14 protein-coding genes are annotated in these 17907 nt (G+C 42.4%); 6 read left to right on the plus strand and 8 right to left on the minus strand.

Features of this window, described 5'->3' with window-relative positions; all coding sequences use genetic code 11:
- Window positions 1-81 precede the first annotated feature (81 nt).
- Genes RMY64_RS03105 through RMY64_RS03120 form a run of 4 tightly spaced genes read right to left on the minus strand, consistent with a single transcriptional unit; the run spans window position 82 to window position 3779 of the window.
- Entirely contained in the window at window positions 82-1737 is a 1656-nt protein-coding gene (locus tag RMY64_RS03105) for a cytochrome c oxidase subunit I (protein ID WP_322699275.1), read from the minus strand.
- On the minus strand, window positions 1727-2650 hold the full coding sequence (locus RMY64_RS03110) for a cytochrome c oxidase subunit II (RefSeq protein WP_322699276.1): 924 nt from the start codon (window positions 2648-2650) through the stop codon (window positions 1727-1729). Before RMY64_RS03110 ends, RMY64_RS03105 begins: the two co-directional genes overlap by 11 nt.
- 32 nt (window positions 2651-2682) lie before the next feature.
- The gene (locus tag RMY64_RS03115) at window positions 2683-3288 is read right to left on the minus strand and encodes a DUF2231 domain-containing protein (protein WP_322671595.1); all 606 of its coding nucleotides are present in this window, start codon (window positions 3286-3288) and stop codon (window positions 2683-2685) included.
- Window positions 3285-3779, minus strand: coding sequence for a DUF2231 domain-containing protein (locus RMY64_RS03120; protein ID WP_322671594.1), 495 nt, complete (start codon window positions 3777-3779; stop codon window positions 3285-3287). Before RMY64_RS03120 ends, RMY64_RS03115 begins: the two co-directional genes overlap by 4 nt.
- A gap of 766 nt (window positions 3780-4545) precedes the next feature.
- On the opposite strand from RMY64_RS03120, the gene RMY64_RS03125 reads away from it, so the two are divergent.
- The 4 genes from RMY64_RS03125 to RMY64_RS03140 all read left to right on the plus strand — a co-directional run bounded on the left by RMY64_RS03125 (window position 4546) and on the right by RMY64_RS03140 (window position 9424).
- Window positions 4546-5358: an SDR family oxidoreductase gene (locus tag RMY64_RS03125; protein WP_322699277.1), complete on the plus strand. Its 813-nt coding sequence runs from the start codon at window positions 4546-4548 to the stop codon at window positions 5356-5358.
- Between the two features lie 143 nt (window positions 5359-5501).
- Window positions 5502-6440 (plus strand): cation diffusion facilitator family transporter, encoded by a 939-nt coding sequence (locus tag RMY64_RS03130; protein ID WP_322671592.1) that lies wholly within the window; start codon window positions 5502-5504, stop codon window positions 6438-6440.
- 73 nt (window positions 6441-6513) lie between these two features.
- Window positions 6514-8910 carry a glycoside hydrolase family 15 protein gene (locus RMY64_RS03135; RefSeq protein ID WP_322699278.1) on the plus strand — a complete coding sequence of 799 codons (2397 nt, stop codon included), beginning with the start codon at window positions 6514-6516 and terminating at the stop codon, window positions 8908-8910.
- Between the two features lie 55 nt (window positions 8911-8965).
- Window positions 8966-9424 carry a cupin domain-containing protein gene (locus RMY64_RS03140; protein ID WP_322699279.1) on the plus strand — a complete coding sequence of 153 codons (459 nt, stop codon included), beginning with the start codon at window positions 8966-8968 and terminating at the stop codon, window positions 9422-9424.
- A 167-nt stretch (window positions 9425-9591) separates the two neighbouring features.
- Here the strand turns inward: RMY64_RS03140 and RMY64_RS03145 are convergent, their stop codons facing one another.
- Genes RMY64_RS03145 through RMY64_RS03155 form a run of 3 tightly spaced genes read right to left on the minus strand, consistent with a single transcriptional unit; the run spans window position 9592 to window position 11891 of the window.
- Window positions 9592-10500, minus strand: a complete 909-nt coding sequence (locus RMY64_RS03145; RefSeq protein ID WP_322699280.1) for a glycine betaine ABC transporter substrate-binding protein — start codon at window positions 10498-10500, stop codon at window positions 9592-9594.
- A gap of 3 nt (window positions 10501-10503) precedes the next feature.
- Window positions 10504-11136 (minus strand): ABC transporter permease, encoded by a 633-nt coding sequence (locus RMY64_RS03150; RefSeq protein ID WP_322671588.1) that lies wholly within the window; start codon window positions 11134-11136, stop codon window positions 10504-10506.
- Window positions 11133-11891 carry an ATP-binding cassette domain-containing protein gene (locus tag RMY64_RS03155; RefSeq protein WP_322671704.1) on the minus strand — a complete coding sequence of 253 codons (759 nt, stop codon included), beginning with the start codon at window positions 11889-11891 and terminating at the stop codon, window positions 11133-11135. Before RMY64_RS03155 ends, RMY64_RS03150 begins: the two co-directional genes overlap by 4 nt.
- Window positions 11892-12381: 490 nt before the next feature.
- Here RMY64_RS03155 and RMY64_RS03160 point away from each other — a divergent pair, with 490 nt between their 5' ends.
- Together RMY64_RS03160 and RMY64_RS03165 are read left to right on the plus strand one after the other, a co-directional pair.
- The gene (locus RMY64_RS03160) at window positions 12382-13725 is read left to right on the plus strand and encodes an adenylosuccinate synthase (protein WP_322671587.1); all 1344 of its coding nucleotides are present in this window, start codon (window positions 12382-12384) and stop codon (window positions 13723-13725) included.
- Between the two features lie 91 nt (window positions 13726-13816).
- Window positions 13817-14434, plus strand: a complete 618-nt coding sequence (locus RMY64_RS03165; protein ID WP_322699281.1) for a 50S ribosomal protein L25/general stress protein Ctc — start codon at window positions 13817-13819, stop codon at window positions 14432-14434.
- Window positions 14435-14870: 436 nt separating this feature from the next.
- On the opposite strand, the gene RMY64_RS03170 is transcribed toward RMY64_RS03165, so the two are convergent.
- Complete coding sequence (locus tag RMY64_RS03170) at window positions 14871-17726, minus strand: CHAT domain-containing tetratricopeptide repeat protein (protein WP_322699282.1); 2856 nt, start codon at window positions 17724-17726, stop codon at window positions 14871-14873.
- Window positions 17727-17907 lie beyond the last annotated feature (181 nt).

The raw sequence follows: 17907 nt of genomic DNA on the forward strand, positions 1-17907 counted from the left end.
CGTCCCTTTGCGCTAACCTTTGCGTACCTTTGCGTTAAAAAAAAAGCTAAAAATTCAGCGCAGCTTTATAAAAAAACGCAATTACTCACCATTATCAGAATTTTCCACGAATGAATATTTTGGATCGCCATAGTCGTAAGGAGGTCTGTTGACAACAGGAATCTCTGCAAAGTTATCTCGCGGAGGTGGTGAAGAAGTTGTCCATTCCAATCCCGTAGCGTGCCAGGGATTATTAACTGCTCTGACTCCATATAGCCAGGAACCGACAATGTTAGCAATAAAGGGCAGCGTAGATACTCCCAGTAAGAACGATCCCAGGCTAGCGATAACATTCCAACCTTGATACTGGGGATCGTAGGAGGAAATTCGGCGTAGCATTCCTTGCAAACCTAACGGATGCATCGAGAAAAACGTGATATTGGCAGGAATAAAGGTTAACCAGAAATGCAGTTTACCCCAACCTTCGGCGTACATCCTGCCAGTTATTTTGGGAAACCAGAAGTAAATTCCGGCAAAGATTGCCATTGTAATTGTATTAAAAACGATGTAGTGGAAGTGACCCACGACAAAGTAAGTATTATTGACATGGATATCAAATGGCGTGGCGGCAAGCATCACACCAGTGACACCGCCAAAAATAAACATCGCTGCACCTCCCATCGCAAACAGCATTGGTGTCTCTAGGTGCAACTTGCTCCTCCAGATTGTGGCAGTCCAAGCGAATGCTTTAACACCAGTGGGTATGGCAACTAACATCGAGGTGGCCATGAAGGTCATCCGCATCCAGCCAGGGGTTGCACTGGTGAACATGTGATGCACCCAAACGAAGATGCTGACTACAGCAATACCTAAAGAAGCAAGAGCAACTGACCGATAGCCAAATAAAGGATTGCGAGAAAAGGCTGGCAGAACTTCCGCAATAATACCGAAGGCTGGTAGCGCCATGATATACACTGCAGGATGAGAGTAAAACCAAAATAAATGTTGGTAAATGATCGGATCGCCACTTCCTTCCGGTTTAAAGAATTGTGTACCGAAGGAGAGGTCAAGCAACAGGAGTATCAATGCACCTGTCAAGGAAGGTAAGTTAATCAGCTGCAACAACTGGGCGCTAAAAACTGACCACACAAAGACCGGCATTCTAAAAAATGTCATCCCTGGCGATCGCATCCAAAAGATAGTGGTAACAAAATTGACAGCCCCCATAATTGAAGAGATGCCGATTAATACTAGGCTAACTATCCAAATAAACTGACCGTTAATCAACTGGCCGGCTGGAACTTGCAGACTAACTGGTGGATAAGACCACCAACCAGCTTGTGCAGTCCCGCTTGGTAGTAAGAAACTAGACAGTAGTAGCAGACCGGCTGGTGGCAAAATCCAAAAAGAGATGGCGTTGAGCAAGGGAAAAGCCATATCCCGCGCTCCAATCATCAGCGGTACTAGGAAGTTAGCAAGACCTGCATTGAAGGGTATAATCCACAGGAAAATCATGATTGTCCCGTGCATGGTGAATAAACCATTGTAGAGGGGGCGGTCAACTAAATTTGCTTCCGGGGTGAGCAATTCAGCCCGGATAATCATCGCCAACAGCCCGCCAAGTAGAAAGAAAATGAAGGTCATCACCATGTACTGAACGCCGATTACCTTATGGTCAGTACTGAAGCTGAAATATTCCCGCCAGTTATTCTCAGGTTCTCTATTGTTGGCTATAGCTTCACTCAAATCATGTGTCATTATTTATCTTCCTTTGATTCGCTACAGCAGGTTGAGCAGGTGCGACTGTGTACCAGCCGCTTTTGAATAATGTCTTTGGTGGTTGAATATTTTCGGCAACTGCCTGATTTGGAACATTTCCACTTTCGCTAGAGACTGTTTGCGCGAGCCACTGATTATACTGATCGAGGGATTCAACGTATACATCTGCTTCCATCAAGGCAAAATAAGTACCACTGAATTGAGAATCTTTCAGCCGATATTTACCTGGGCGAATGGGTGTTAGCACAATGTCAATGTTCCGCCCTGGAACAATATCTTGTTTTAAGCGAAACTCAGGAACGTAGAAACCGTGGATTACTTTCTCTGCTTGCATATTTAAGCGAGTGCTGCGATCGCTCGGCAAATGTAATTCCTTACTAATAAGATTATTTGGATAGTGGAAAGACCAATCCCATTGCTTAACGAAAACATCAATTGTTTCAGATGCAGGTTTGGGGACATCGCTAACTTTTGCAGCATAGGCGGGTGCAGATTCTAGGGGCGAGTGCAAATGCACAATTTGGTTTAGACCGAGAATATTTAATTGCTGATAAATATTGAAGCTTTGAAAGGCAATCCATATTACTAATAAAGTTGGGGTCGCTGTCCACAATATTTCTAACTTCCCATTACCTCTAGAAGGGTGTCCTTCGCTGTAGTCTTCTGGGCGGGCGCGATGAAAGGCGATCGCATACACGATAACACCAACTAGCCCAAGCAAAATAAATGCTCCAATTGAGACTAAAAAGCTAAATAAATCATCTACCCGTTGTGCTTCTGCTGTCGCCTGGGGAGGCATCCAAGAAAATGCCTGTTGTCCAATCCACCGACTGACAATCAGCAGTCCTGCGACATAAAACGCTATTAGTACATATTCCCAGGAACTAAACATAATAATTTCATCTAAGAGTACTTCCCGCTTGATTATTTGGGTAGTAAGTTTGGGCTTCTACCTTCTTGGAGTAACCTCGCAGCAGTAACGTGTATTCCAAACTCTTCTCCCAATTGCGCCCCCAAAGTTCCGTGAACAAACAAGATGCCCAATATTGCAATACCTGCTAATAAGTAACTCCACTGCACCTGCCTAGAAGCATCCTTGCGCCAGCGATAGCGTTGTAAACCTCTCCATACAGTCATGGCAACAACGATCCCCAACAATGAAATGCCACCCAAACCATGCAAAAGCATCGTCCAACCAGCAGTTAACCCCCAAACGCTCTTTTGATCGACTGGTGGATTTGCTAGCAATAGCTCGAAAAAACCAGCTGCAACAGTGAAAAAAGTGATAAAAGCTGCTCCAATGAGGTTATACCAGCCGACATCAAAAAAACCAGAACGGAGGGTAGGCAAACCCAAAAATTTGAATATTGGTTTTTCTAAAGCAAAAAGCGCTCCCGCAATATCAAAAATAATCGCAAGAATGAATAAACCCAATGTTAGATGCACAAATTGCGGATGTATGGGAATCTCATAAGGTAATCCGTTAGCATTCAGCCTCAATCTCAACTGGTCAATCAATTGCCAGTTCATGGCACAACTCCCTGCTTCATCCCTTGCACGACTGGCTCGATATGTAACCCATACACCCAAACTAGCTTGCTTCCTAGATAGACTTGCAAGCACACTAGGCAGACTAAAAACGTTGCTACACCAAGGTAAGCTGGCGGTACTTTCCGTGGAGTACGTTTGCGAATCACGAAACGCCAAGCTGTAATGCCAACAACAATAGCCGCCAGCGACCAACCCATCACCGTATGAAAATTCAGTGTTGGTTGCACTGCTGGGTAGATGTTCGCCAGACCTGCTTCAAACTGACCAAGAATCACCGCTATAAAGATAGCTGCTGAGGCCACAAACATATTCCAGAAACTCACCTCAAACAACCGCACGTTACGGGTAAAATAACCCAGCAGATCGCACACGAAAGAAAAAAGCACCATCGCAATTACGAAGTGAACAACGATCGGATGTAGAGGGTCAGGGTATGGTAAATTTTGGTTATTCAGAGACAGAGCAGGCATCGCTTTCTCCTTCATAGGTCAAATATATATATATGCGTTGCATGGAATTGCCATCCGCTTAACGTACCATTCATATTTTCCAGAATACTGTGCTAACGTCACAGATCGACCAATTAAAAAACATTGAGAATTTCCGATACACTGCAATAATTTTTCAAGTAGCTTTTGAAATAAAAATACATAATTACTCTTTTTCAGTAATTATTTTCTCCAAAGGTAAAAACTCACTAAAACAACTACATTTCTGATTGATATCATATCTTGATTAGTATTTCCAAAAAACAAAAATTTTCTTTTTGATTAGATGGGATTGCTAATAGCCAATCTAATCAGACCCTTGAGAGGCGCGTAAAGAAAAATATTTAATGTCTTATATAGTTCTCTGATTAACTAAAAAATTTACTTTAATCAATAATCAAACTTGCTTTGAATATACCATAAATCTTTATTGAGATTGATATAAGCTTGAAAATCACATTTTTACAAATCTTAAAAATAAAAACATACTATTGTCACAGAAATGACAAAGGATTTCAATATTTTTTAGTAAAAAATATGCTGTTTATCTTTCTCTAGATAGATTAGAAAAATACTAAAGGTTTTTAAAATCATTAAAAAAGCAAAACTTTTTTAATCCATAATTTTCTGACTTAAAAATTAAAATTGTCAGGGTAATACTACGCGCAAAAAGCAAAAATATCATGAAGGTCTTGCAAATATTGAGATATTCACAACGAATACAAGTCTTAAAAATATCGAAAGCATTATGAGTTATTCCCCTTACCTGCTCAAAGGTCAAAAAGCACTTGTGACGGGTGCTAGTTCTGGTATTGGTCAAGCGATCGCTCGCTATTTAGCTTTATCGGGTGCAGCAGTAGTCGTCAATTATCGTTCGGAAGCTGAATCAGCCCAAAAACTTGTTGATGACATCAAAGCGGCTAATGGTGAAGCATTTGCTATTCAAGCTGATGTTAGCAAAGAAGACGAAATAAAGGCGATGTTTAGCCAGACAATCGAGCGATTCGGCACTATTGACATTTTGATAAACAATGCAGGTCTTCAAAAAGATTCACCGTTTGTAGATATGACCCTCGATCAATGGAATAGAGTTATTGAGGTGAATCTGACAGGACAATTCTTATGTGCTAGGGAAGCTGCAAAGGAATTCTTACGCCGAGGTATACAGCCCGATATTTCATCTGCCGCAGGTAAGATTATTTGTATAAGTTCAGTACATCAAGTAATTCCTTGGGCGGGTCATGTTAATTATGCTGCGAGTAAGGGCGGTATAAATATGATGATGCAAAGTATTGCTCAAGAACTTGCACCCCATAAAATTCGCGTTAATAGTATTGCGCCTGGTGCAATCAAAACCCCCATTAATAAATTAGCTTGGGATACTCCAGAAGCAGAAGCAAAGTTATTAAAACTGATTCCAGCAAAACGTGTGGGTGATGTAGAAGATATCGCTAAAGCAGCGGTTTGGTTAGCTTCGGATGACTCAGATTATGTCTATGGTACAACTCTATTTGTAGACGGTGGTATGACCTTGTATCCAGGTTTTGCAGACAATGGTTAATTGATAATGCCTACAAAAGTTAGTGTTAACCCTGGTTTGATCGCAATCAAGGAATTAAATTTGGCTGTAGGAGACGTTTTGGCACAATGTCGAACAAACCCAATGGTGAATTAGAAGTTTCTGCATAATTATTATTAACTCTCATGGCATCTGATTCATCTCATAAAACTATATTTGCAGCGATGGGCGCTAACTTAGCGATCGCTATTACTAAATTTATCGCCGCCTCCATTACTGGCAGTTCCGCCATGATATCTGAAGGGATTCATTCGGTGGTAGATACTGGCGATCAACTAGTACTTTTGCTGGGAATTCGCAGAAGCCAAAAGCCAGCAGACGATCGCCATCCCTTTGGTTACGGTCTAGAACTTTATTTCTGGACTTTTATCGTTGCTATCCTCATCTTTGCCCTTGGCGGCGGGATGTCAATTTATGAAGGAATCACTCATTTAATTCATCCCAGCCCTTTAGAAAACCCAATGTGGAATTATATTGTATTAGGTATTGCAATATTATTGGAGGGGTTTTCTTGGACTGTAGCTTTAAAAGAGTTTTTGCCGACTAAGGGTAAACAAAATTTCTGGCAAGCAATAAAAAACAGTAAAGACCCCACAGTATTTACAGTATTATTTGAGGATTCGGCGGCAATTTTAGGCTTATTCGTGGCCTTAATCGGAATCTTCTTAGGACATTTATTTAATAATGTTTATTTGGATGGCATTGCTTCGATTATTATTGGCATTATCTTAGCTATAGTAGCAGTGGTATTAGCAAGAGAAAGCAAAGGATTATTAGTTGGTGAAAGTGCCGATCCTCAAACTATAGCCAATATCCGGTCTTTGTCCAAAACAGAACCAGGAGTGCAAGAAGTTATCCGGGTGCTAACAATGCAGCTTGCTCCCAAAGAAGTATTACTGAACTTAGAAATCCAATTTTCTAAAAATCTTACAGGTGAGGAAATAGCTTTAACTGTAGAAAATTTAGAAGTAAAAATTCGCCAAAAGCATCCTGAAATCAAACAAATTTTTATTGAAGCAAAATCCTTAACTGCCGCTCGGAAATTTTCGCCAACTTCTCAATAAATTTTTAATCGCACAAATATTAAACACAGCATTTTCTCAATGTACTCAAAGCTTATCGGCACAACAATGCAGTATGGTAAAGATTATTGATCGAGCAAAAGCTTTTGGCTCACCAGGTATTGAGCCTCGATGGACTCATGCTAATAAAGATGGAGTCGGAACAGCCTACTCTACCTCTAGTAACATTTGGTTTACTCTTTGGAACGGTATTGTCACTGAAATCTACCATCCCACAGTAGACAAACCTCAAATTCGGGATTTGCAGTATCTAATTTCTGATGGGAAAAGCTTTTTCCACGAAGAGAAACGCCATCTCGAATCCAAAGTGGAACCGATGTGGACTCATGGTTTAGGATACCGCATTACTAATTCCGATCCCCAAGGACGTTATGCCGTAATCAAAGAAGTGATTGCCGACCCACATTTCCCCTGCATCTTACAGCACACTACACTAACAGGAAAAAGCGATTTTATTTCCCAACTCCATTTATATGCTTTGTGTGCGCCGCATCTGGATGTTGAAGGTATGGGTAATAATGGTTACGCTGTAGAGGCTGCTGGACATCGTATTTTGATCGCCGAGAAACAAGGAACATGGCTAGCGCTGGGTGCAACAGTTCCCTTTAGCCGCCTTTCTTGTGGTTACGTTGGTGAAAGTGATGGCTGGACAGATTTAGCTGATAATTTCCAGATGGATTGGGAGTTTGATAATGCTGTAGATGGCAATCTGGCTTTGACTGGAAAACTCAATTTAGATAGTACTAAAGAGTTTACTTTAGGACTGGCGTTTGGTACAAACTTGCATAATGCAATTTCTACACTATTTCAGTCGCTCAATATTCCTTTTGAACAGCAGAAGCAGCAATACAACGAACAGTGGAAGCGATCGCGCCGCAATCTCCGACCGCTAGAATATGTTTCATGCAATGATGGAAAGTTGTATCACAACAGCATTAGTTTGTTGTTAGCACATGAAGACAAAATTTATCCAGGTGCGTTGATTGCATCCCTGGCTATCCCTTGGGGTGAAGCCAAAAACGACCAAGACCAAGGAGGATATCACCTTGTCTGGACGCGGGATATGGTCAGTAGTGTAACAGGTTTGGTGGCTGCTGGCGAAACAGAAACGGCAGTGCGATCGCTAATTTATCTTGCAACCAGCCAGCAAGAAGATGGCGGTTTTGCTCAAAATTTCTGGGTTGATGGCAAACCTTACTGGAAAGGTATTCAACTAGATGAGGTGGCATTTCCGATTCTTCTAGCATGGCTATTGCACCAGCAGAAGACTTGCTTAAAATTCGATATTTATCCGATGGTTTTGCGGGCGGCGGGTTATTTAATTCGTAACGGCCCGGTTACTCAACAAGAACGCTGGGAAGAAAATAGCGGTTATTCACCATCAACACTAGCATCCAATATTGCCGCCTTAATCTGTGCTGCTCAATTTGTTCGCGAACATGGAGATGAAGCAACAGCAAAGTTTATCGAAGAATACGCAGATTTTTTAGAATGTCACATTGAAGCTTGGACAGTAACTACTGAAGGAACTTTAGTTCCTGGCATCAAACGGCATTATATCCGAATTACTCCTTCAGATATTAATAATTCTCAAGCCGATGAAAATCCTAACCAAGGAACTCTTTTCATCAGCAGTCAGCCACCTGGTGAACCAGCAGAATTTCCAGCCAAGGAAATTGTCGATGGCGGATTTCTCCAATTAGTACGTTATGGAATTCGCAAACCTGATGACCCGATTATTGTTGATTCTGTCAAAGTAATTGATGCAGTTTTAAAAGTAGATACACCCGTTGGCCCTTGTTGGCATCGTTACAACCACGACGGCTACGGTCAGCAAAAAGACGGAAGTCCTTATATTGGTTGGGGTAAGGGACGCGCTTGGCCTCTCTTGACAGGAGAACGAGGACATTATGAACTAGCTGCTGGCGGGGATGTCAAAACATATATTAAGGCGATGGAAGGATTTGCTTCAGATACTTGTTTGCTACCAGAACAGGTTTGGGATGAGGCAGATATCCCTGATATCTATATGTTTTTAGGAAAACCAACAGGTTCAGCGATGCCTTTAATGTGGGCACACGCAGAGTATATCAAGCTGCTACGGTCAACTGATGACGGACAGGTGTTTGATTTTATTCCAGAAGTGGCAAATCGTTATCTAGGCGAAAGAAAGCAGTGTAAATCATTGGAAATTTGGAAGTTTAACCGACAAATCAGCCAAGTAAAAAAAGGTCAGACATTGCGAATTGACGCTTTAGCATCTTTTCAATTGCACTGGTCAGATGATGATTGGCAAACTACACAAGATATGCTTTCTACTTCTACAAAGTTAGGAGTGAATTTTGTAGATATTTTTATTTCTGAGAATCAGCAACAATCAATTAACTTTACCTTTTTCTGGATTGAAAGCAGCAAATGGGAAGGACACAATTATACGGTTAAAATTTCGTAATTCCTAATTTCTAATTCGCCTTTCAATACATTTCGGATCGAAAAGAGCCATTATTATGCAGAATAACTCATCATCCAAACCAACAATTGAATACTGGCACGTCTGGACTGACAACGACGGTATAAGTCATCAATCCCGTTGTCAAATTGAAGACTTTATCGAAAAAGGCATAGCCCCGGATACCTCACCGCAGTGGCTTTCTAATTTGAAGCAGTCCGGTGCTACAATCAGCTTTACTGTGCTACCTGTAGGATGGGTTGGTAACTGGCATGAAAACCCAAAACCCCAGTGGATTATACCTTTGTCAGGACGCTGGTTTGTGGAGACTATGGACGGTCAGCGAGTCGAGATGGGGGAAGGCGAAATTTCCTTTGGAGAAGATCGAGGTACGAAAACAGACGCGCAAGGTCATAAAGGTCACTTATCTGGAACAGTAGGCGATGCGCCAGCTGTTTTAATAATGGTGCAATTTGAAGAGACTCCGACTGTAAACCAATCTTGTCGATTTAGGTAAATAAGTTAGTATAGTGGCTTCACTCACTGCCCAAAACTTGCTCCTCACCCAGAGGAAATCTAGTTCCCTCACGCCACTTGCTTCAAGCCGGGAAACCCGTCCAACGCAGTGGCTCCCCTTTATAAGGGGAGGGTTAGGGTGGGGTAAAGCCTATCCTTAATTACGAATTACGAATTATTTAACCCCTTCGATTTCCGAAACTCCTGGACAACATCTTTAACATCACGTAATTCCCCTTCAACTAAATAGTTTAATTGCCGCATTTCATCTGCTGAAATCTTTCCAGCTAGTTGTGCGATCGCTGTTCTTAATTGTGGATATTTTTTTAAGGTTTCTTGTCGGACAATTGGCACAGTTTCGTAAGGTGGAAAATAATGTTTATCATCCTTGAGTACAAATAAACCCAAGCGAGAAATTTGCCCATCAGTGGAATTTCCTGCCACCATATCCACTTGTTTTTGAATCAAAGCACGATATATTAAACCCAAGTCCATAATTTGGGGTGGTTTAGCAAAACGTAAATCGTAAGTTTTAGCTAATCCTGGAAAACCATCTTCTCTTTCTAAAAATTCGTAACCGAAACCGCCACGCCACTGTGGTGTATATTGAGTAGCTTGGGAGAGAGTTTGAATATTGTTGAGTTTAGCATCTTCAGCCCGAATAATCATTGCAAAAGTATTTTCAAAACCCAAGCTAGGCATCACTTCCAGATTGAATTGCTGGGCGTATATTTGTTTGATTATTTCGTAAACTTCTTTGGAGTTATTAACTGGTTTTTGCTTTAAAATTGCAGTCAAAGCTGTGCCTGTATACTCAATATAAGCATCAATTATGCCAGCCTTAATAGCGTTATGACAAACAAATGAACCACCTAAACGGGGACGACGAGCTACTTTTAACTTAGTTGTTGCCTCGATTTGCTGCGCTAACAATTCACCTAAAATATCTTGTTCGGTAAAATCTTTGGAAGCCACAACTATATTAGCATCGTTATTACTATTGATATTTCCCGTGCAGCCAGCGATTATCAGTAACAAAGCAAAAGTTAAAAAGCACAATGCCAAAAATCTTTTCATTACTTAACTTTTAATTTTTAATTTATTCTCCATCAAGCCAATTGCGAAGTCAGCTAGTAATGCAATTGCCGCCGCCGGAACTGCACCAGCTAAAATTAACTGATTATTCACTACTGATATGCCGCGAAAAATAAATACTCCTAAACCACCTGCACCAATAGCCGCTGCAATAGTTGCAATACCAATGGCAATAACTGTTGCGACTCGCACTCCTGCTAAAATGACTCCCAGTGCTAAAGGAATCTCAACTTGCAACAATAATTGTCTATCCGTCATTCCCATGCCTCTCCCAGCTTCTCGAATCGCTGGATCTACGCCAGTAATACCTGTGTAAGTGTTACGAATTATCGGCAGCAAGGAATATACAGTCAGGGCAACAATTGCTGGTACTGCACCAATGCCGCCAATTATGGGAACAGGAATGAGTAAACCAAACAGTGCCAAACTGGGAATAGTTTGGAAAATATTTGCTATGCCGAGAATTGGTTGACGAAGAAAGGTTTTACGTGTAATTAAAATACCTAATGGAATGCCTACAATGATGGCAATTCCAATGGCGATGCCTACTAAAAATAGGTGTTCTAGAGTATGCTGAAGAATTTCTGGGGCATACTTAACCAGGAAGAAATTTTTCATAAAGTATCTTGCAGGGAACGCAGACATTGCAGAAAGGCGAGGCTTTCTGGGTGTTGCGATCGCATAAATTCATCTTTCGTCCCCAATACTATCAATTCTCCGCCATACATTAAACCAATTCTCGATGCCAACACAAAGGCTTCTTGAATATCATGGGTGACGAAAACAACTGTTTTACCTAACTCTTGCTGCAAATGCCGAAACTCTTGTTGCAGTTCGAGGCGCGTAATCGGATCGAGTGCGCCAAAGGGTTCATCCATCAACAACACTGGCGGATCTGCTGCTAAAGACCTGGCTACACCGACTCTTTGCCTTTGTCCTCCCGAAAGTTCGTGCGGGTAACGTGTGGCGAATTGTGCTGGTTCTAAGCCTACCAATTGCAACAGTTCATAAACTCGCATTTTAATTTGTTTTGGTTGCCACCCTTCTAAAGATGGGACTAAACCAACATTGCGTTCGACAGTGAAATGGGGAAATAAACCAATTTCTTGAATAACGTAACCAATTTTTCGCCGCAGTTTAATTTCATCCCATTGAGTTGTGGGAATGCCATCAAATAAAACTTCGCCTTGTGTAGGTGTAAATAGGCGATTAATTAACTTCATTGTCGTGGTTTTGCCGCTACCACTGCGCCCAAGTAATACCAGTGCTTCTCCTTGGCGAATAGTGAAATTGAGATTTGACACCAATGGGCGATGATTGCGGCTAAAAGTGACATCGCGGAATTCGATGGCGGTTTGACTATTTTGCGGCATGAGTGACTTTTGGGGGACGCTAGCTATTGTATTATGTGCTGATTTTGCTAGCGTGCTAACGCCCATTTGCTTTTCCTAAAATTAGTCTGAGTGGTTATTTTCTCCAAAGTAGGGATTACCTAAAGCTTTCGGGGGTGTAGATTTTCCCAGCTTACCGACTAATGCCCATAAGTAAGGAAAAAATCACTTTCTCGTTTTTGATAAGCTAAAACACATATTTCTTGCATAGTGAAGGAGTGAGGTTTTTTGACTGCTGACAGTTAACAGTCAAGAGTTAACACTCAACAGCCAACACGACCATATATGATTTAAAAAGTGTGGAACAGCTTAAATAATGTTTAAACAGTGTTGCGATCGCAGAAGTTGAGCTTCTAGTTGTTTCTGTTGCGTAATTTCGGTGTTCGCGCTCAAAATAGATTTTGGTTGACATGATTCACACAATATGTTAATAATAATAGTTTGTGGAAACTTTACTTCTTAATTTAAGCTCTTGGCTAACGTCATTGTCATAGGTGCCCAATGGGGCGATGAAGGAAAAGGTAAAATAACTGACTTACTCAGCCGTTCCGCAGATGTTGTGGTGCGTTACCAAGGGGGTGTCAATGCTGGACACACGATTGTAGTTAAAGGTCAGACCTTTAAACTGCATTTGATTCCCTCTGGGATTTTGTATCCAAATACCGATTGCATTATCGGCTGTGGAACAGTGATCGATCCACAGATTTTGATCGCAGAACTCGACCAATTAAAAGAGTTAAATATTTCCACTGACCACCTGCTGATATCTGAAACAGCCCACGTAACGATGCCTTATCATCGATTGATTGACCAGGCATCTGAAGAACGACGGGGAAGCCATAAGATCGGCACAACAGGTCGGGGCATTGGGCCGACTTATGCTGACAAATCTGAACGTACAGGGATTCGGGTTTTAGACTTAATGGACCCGGATGGGCTACGCGAGCAGCTGGAGTGGACGATTAATTATAAAAACGTCATTTTAGAAAAGCTTTACAACTTGCCGCCTCTAGATCCACAAGAGGTAATTGAGCAGTATTTGGGGTATGCAGAACGCTTGCGACCTCACGTTGTTGATACATCGTTGAAAATATCCGATGCAATTTGGCGACGACGCAATATTTTGTTTGAAGGCGCACAAGGTACGCTCCTAGACTTAGATCACGGAACTTATCCTTATGTCACCTCCTCTAACCCAGTGGCGGGTGGGGCTTGCGTTGGTACTGGGGTAGGGCCGACAATGATTGACCGGGTAATTGGGGTGTCAAAAGCCTATACAACCCGTGTCGGAGAAGGGCCATTTCCCACTGAATTAGATGGAGAGTTGGGAGAATTGTTGTGCGATCGCGGTGCCGAATTTGGCACAACCACCGGACGCAAACGGCGTTGCGGCTGGTTTGATGCGGTCATCGGTCGCTATGCCGTGCGGATTAACGGTATGGATTGTATGGCACTCACCAAACTAGATGTTCTCGATGAATTAGAGGAAATCCAAGTTTGTGTCGCTTATGACATAGATGGCCAACGCAGCGAACACTTCCCCACCAGTTCTCGTCAATTTGCTAGATGTCGTCCCATCTACAAAACCTTACCGGGGTGGAAAGTGTCAACAACTCACTGCCGCACCCTAGAAGACTTACCACAAGCAGCATTGGATTATCTGAAATTCTTAGCCGAATTGATGGAAGTTCCGATCGCGATCGTCTCACTAGGAGCCAGCCGCGATCAAACCATAATCGTAGAAGACCCGATCCACGGGCCCAAACGCGCTTTATTGCACCCCGACGGTACACCTGCTACCCTACTTAGTGCGTAAATTTAGTCATTAGTCATTAGTCATTGGTCATTAGCAAATGACAAATGACAAAGGACAAAGGACAACTGACAACTGACAAAGGACAACTTTTATGGCTATTACAGTCGAATCTCAAAAACGTCCAGAAGGTAGCAAGCCAAAAGCTTTGCGCCGTGCTGGATTGATACCTGCCAATTTGTATGGTCATAAGGGTACAGAATCCATTTCTTTGACCATTGAAGCCAAAACTGTTGAGCGTTTGCTCAAAAGAGCTTCCGTCAACAACACCTTGATTGAGTTGAATATTGCTGATGCACCTTGGCGCGGTAAAACCTTGCTGCGGGAACTTCAGATTCATCCCGCCAAAGGTACGCCTTACCACCTCAGCTTTTTCGCGGTTGCTGGCCACGGCGACACCACTGTAGAAGTACCGCTGCGTTATGTGGGAACTGCTGTTGGTGTTAAACAAGAAGGTGGTTTTTTAGACACTGTTATCACTGAATTGCAAGTCAGTTGTGCGCCAGAAAACATCCCAGAAATAATTGAAATTGATGTCTCTAACCTGCAAATCGGAGACAGCTTGCGTGTTCACGAGCTAGTCTTGCCTCAAGGTGTTACAGTTCTTGGCGATACGGAGCGAGTTGTAGTTAGCGTCTCGCAGCCGCAAATCAGCGCTGCTGCTGAGGATGAGGCTGAAGCAGAGAGTGAAGCAACCTCTGAAGCTACGTAAGTGTGTAATAATTTTTGATGATAGCCAGGGGGAAACTCCTGGTTTTTTTGTATTTGAACCTGCACAAAGAGATGATATCATCTCCGCTAAATTACCCTTAATTCCCTCGGAACCCCACCCCGCCAACGCTACGCTTTGTCTCCCCTCCCCGCTTGCGGGGCTACGGTGTACACACAAGTCTGAAATAGCTGAAAAACCCAAGGTTTTACCCCACCCTAACCCTCCCCGTATGTATTGGGGAGGGAACTAGATTCTCCTGTTTCCCCCCAATACATCGGGGGGATTAAGGGGGGTAATGTGACTTGTGTGTACACCGTAGGGGGAACCGGAATCAAAGTCCCCCAATTTATCGGGGGATTTAGGGGGATCTAGAACGTTTTGTTACCGAGAAGAAAACTTTTCAAACATCCTCTAACGCACTTAATTACGAATTACTTTAACGTGCATCACCAATCAAGACAAATGGCGACCAATAATAAGGATGGTCTTTAATTAGCTTCAACTTAGCTTGTTGCAAAGCTTCTCCTTTGGTCATACCTTGCTTGAGGTTTTGATAAAATTGAATCATCAATTGCTGAGTCGCTTCATCATCAACCGCCCATAAACTTGCCATCACAGCTTTAGCACCAGCACGCTCAAATATATAAGCAACTCCTGCAAGTCCTGTGCTAGCATCATTCAAATTAGTGTCTACAGCAGTTTGACAGGCACTAAGAGTAATCAGTTGTGTGCCTTGTAGCCCTAAAAGAGCAGCATTGGCAATGTCTAAGGGTTTGTCAGCAAATAGTAATGTATTATTTTTTAACTTGACTTTTTTGCAATCTTCGGTTTTGAAACAGCCATGAGTTGCTAAATGCAAAAAGTCAAAGCGCAATGCTTGGGATCTAAACTTTTCTAAGGTAGCTTCATTGTGGATATAAACTTCACTGTCTGGCAGTATTTCCTTAATACTTCTGACTTCTGCCTCTGCACCTGGGAGATTTTGTGGGTCACTGGGTACTGGATTACCAAATGCTAAAACAGCTTGTAGTTTGAGGGGTACGGCATTTTGCACACCTGGAGATTTTAGGGAATTATTGGAAATGCGAGTGAGATAGTTGACAGGATATTTCTCGATTAGAAATTGGTTGGTTTTACTGTCGGAAAGAGTTTCAAAAGGTAGATGGCGCAGTTGACCAGTAGCGATAATACTTAGTTCTTTCGGGGATAAAGCTTTAATTTTGTCTTCTATAGGACGAATAAGAATATCATAAAGTTTGCCGCCAGTTTCACGGTAGTTAGAATTACTTTCATCTTGTACTTCTTTCAAGTATTGGGTGAGAAGTTTATTAAATTCCGTGGGATCAATAGATTTTTTTATAACGCTCAACTCGCCTTTTGCGAAGATAAAAATTGCAACGTTATTAGGCATATCTCTGACATTAGTCAGCAAGACAGGTTGAACTACAACCGTTCCTGCGGGTATAGATGATGTAAGATTTTTAATATCTGCGGGTGTAGTTTCAAATAGTTCTGCCACTTCAGGAAAACGGCGAGAGATATTTTCGGCTTCTGAGTAAACTTGTGCTTCTAATTGCCGAATTTGCTGGGGTAGGCTTTCGGATTGATCGCTTTGCAGTTGTTGCCGCAAGGATTCTAATTGTTGATGTTTTTTACTCCAGTTATCAAGAGCTTTCTGTGCTTCTGGGTTGGCAACTTTGGCATTAATCAGGCGAGTATAATCAGCAAGGTCGGCTGTAGTGAATAGGTTAACCCATTCAAAGGCTTGAGCGTATTTTTTTTGATTAATCAGGACATCGACTAAAGCAGTAGCAGTAGCACTCGCATTATTGTCCTGTAAAAACTTTTGGCGATTTTCTCGTTGCAAACCCCGGCGCATTTCTAAGCTGATTTGGAGAGATTGCTCTAAATTGGTAATGGCTTGGGTTGGTCGATTTGTACTTTGGAAAAGTACACCAATATTACTCAAGGTAATAGCTTCACCTGCGCGATCGCCCACAGCCCGCATCAGGGGCAGAGCTTGATTGTAAAAATCGAGGGCTTTTTGCTTTTCTCCTAAATCGTTGTAGACTTTACCGATGTTATTGAGTGTAGTCGCAACACCAGAGCGATCGCCCACAGCCCGATATAGAGGCAGAGCTTGGTTGTAAAAATCGAGTGCTTTTTGCTTTTCTCCTAAATCGTCGTAGACTCTACCGATGTTATTGAGTGTAGTCGCAACACCAGAGCGATTGCCCACAGCCCGAATTAGGGGCAAAGCTTGGTTGTAAAAATCGAGTGCTTTTTGCTTTTCTCCTAAATCGTTGTAGACTCCACCGATGTTATTGAGTGTAGTCGCAACACCAGAGCGATCGCCTACAGCACGCCAAAGGGGCAGAGCTTGGTTGAAGTAATCGAGTGCTTTTTGCTTTTCTCCTAAAGCGTTGTAGACTTTACCGATGTTATTGAGTGTAGTCGCAACACCAGAGCGAGCGCCCACAGCCCGATATAGGGGCAAAGCTTGGTTGTAAAAATCGAGTGCTTTTTGCTTTTCTCCTAAAGCGTCGTAGACTAAACCGATGTTATTGAGTGTAGTCGCAACACCAGAGCGATCGCCCACAGCACGCCAAAGGGGCAGAGCTTGGTTGTAAAAATCGAGTGCTTTTTGCTTTTCTCCTAAATCGTTGTAGACTTTACCGATGTTATTGAGTGTAGTCGCAACACCAGAGCGATCGCCCACAGCACGCCTAAGGGGCAGAGCTTGGTTGTAAAAATCGAGTGCTTTTTGCTTTTCTCCTAAAGCGTCGTAGACTAAACCGATGTTATTGAGTGTAGTCGCAACACCAGAGCGATCGCCCACAGCCCGATATAGGGGCAGAGCTTGGTTATAAAAATCGAGTGCTTTTTGCTTTTCTCCTAATGCGTCGTAGACTGCACCGATGTTATTGAGTGTAGTTGCAACACCTGTGCGGTCGCCCACAGCACGATATAGGGGCAGAGCTTGATTGTAAAAATCAAATGCTTTTTGCTTTTCTCCTAAAGCGTCGTAGTTAAACCCAAGCCAAACCAGTGCAGTTGCTTTAAGTTTTTGGTCTTTGAGTTCTCGTGCAATGATTAAAGCTTGCTGTAATATTTGTATTGCCTGTTGGTGTTCCTGTTGCTGTGTCAGATTTGCCCCTTGCTCTAGCAGTCTTTCTGCTTCTTGCGCTTGGGAGTTTTGAGTTTGTCCCCAAGTGGGTTGAGCCATCAGCATCACTGTTAAAGGCGTTAGATAAAAGCCCACAGCCAAAAGACTGGTGAGAATTTTTTTCATAGAGTAGCGCAAAGGTAGCTGTTTTTAATTGCGTGTTAGCAAAAGTTGTCGTTAGCAACATCAAAAGTATTTAGTCAAGTCTGGGATTGCTACCTTACAGGAACGCTAAGAGCAAGCGGAGCGATCGCAAGAACAAAAATACCTTCACTTTGCGTAAGTCCTAAAAAGGCTGAAACATTTA

This window comes from Nostoc sp. DedQUE08 (genome assembly GCF_034530895.1).
In the GTDB taxonomy this organism is placed as follows: domain Bacteria; phylum Cyanobacteriota; class Cyanobacteriia; order Cyanobacteriales; family Nostocaceae; genus Nostoc.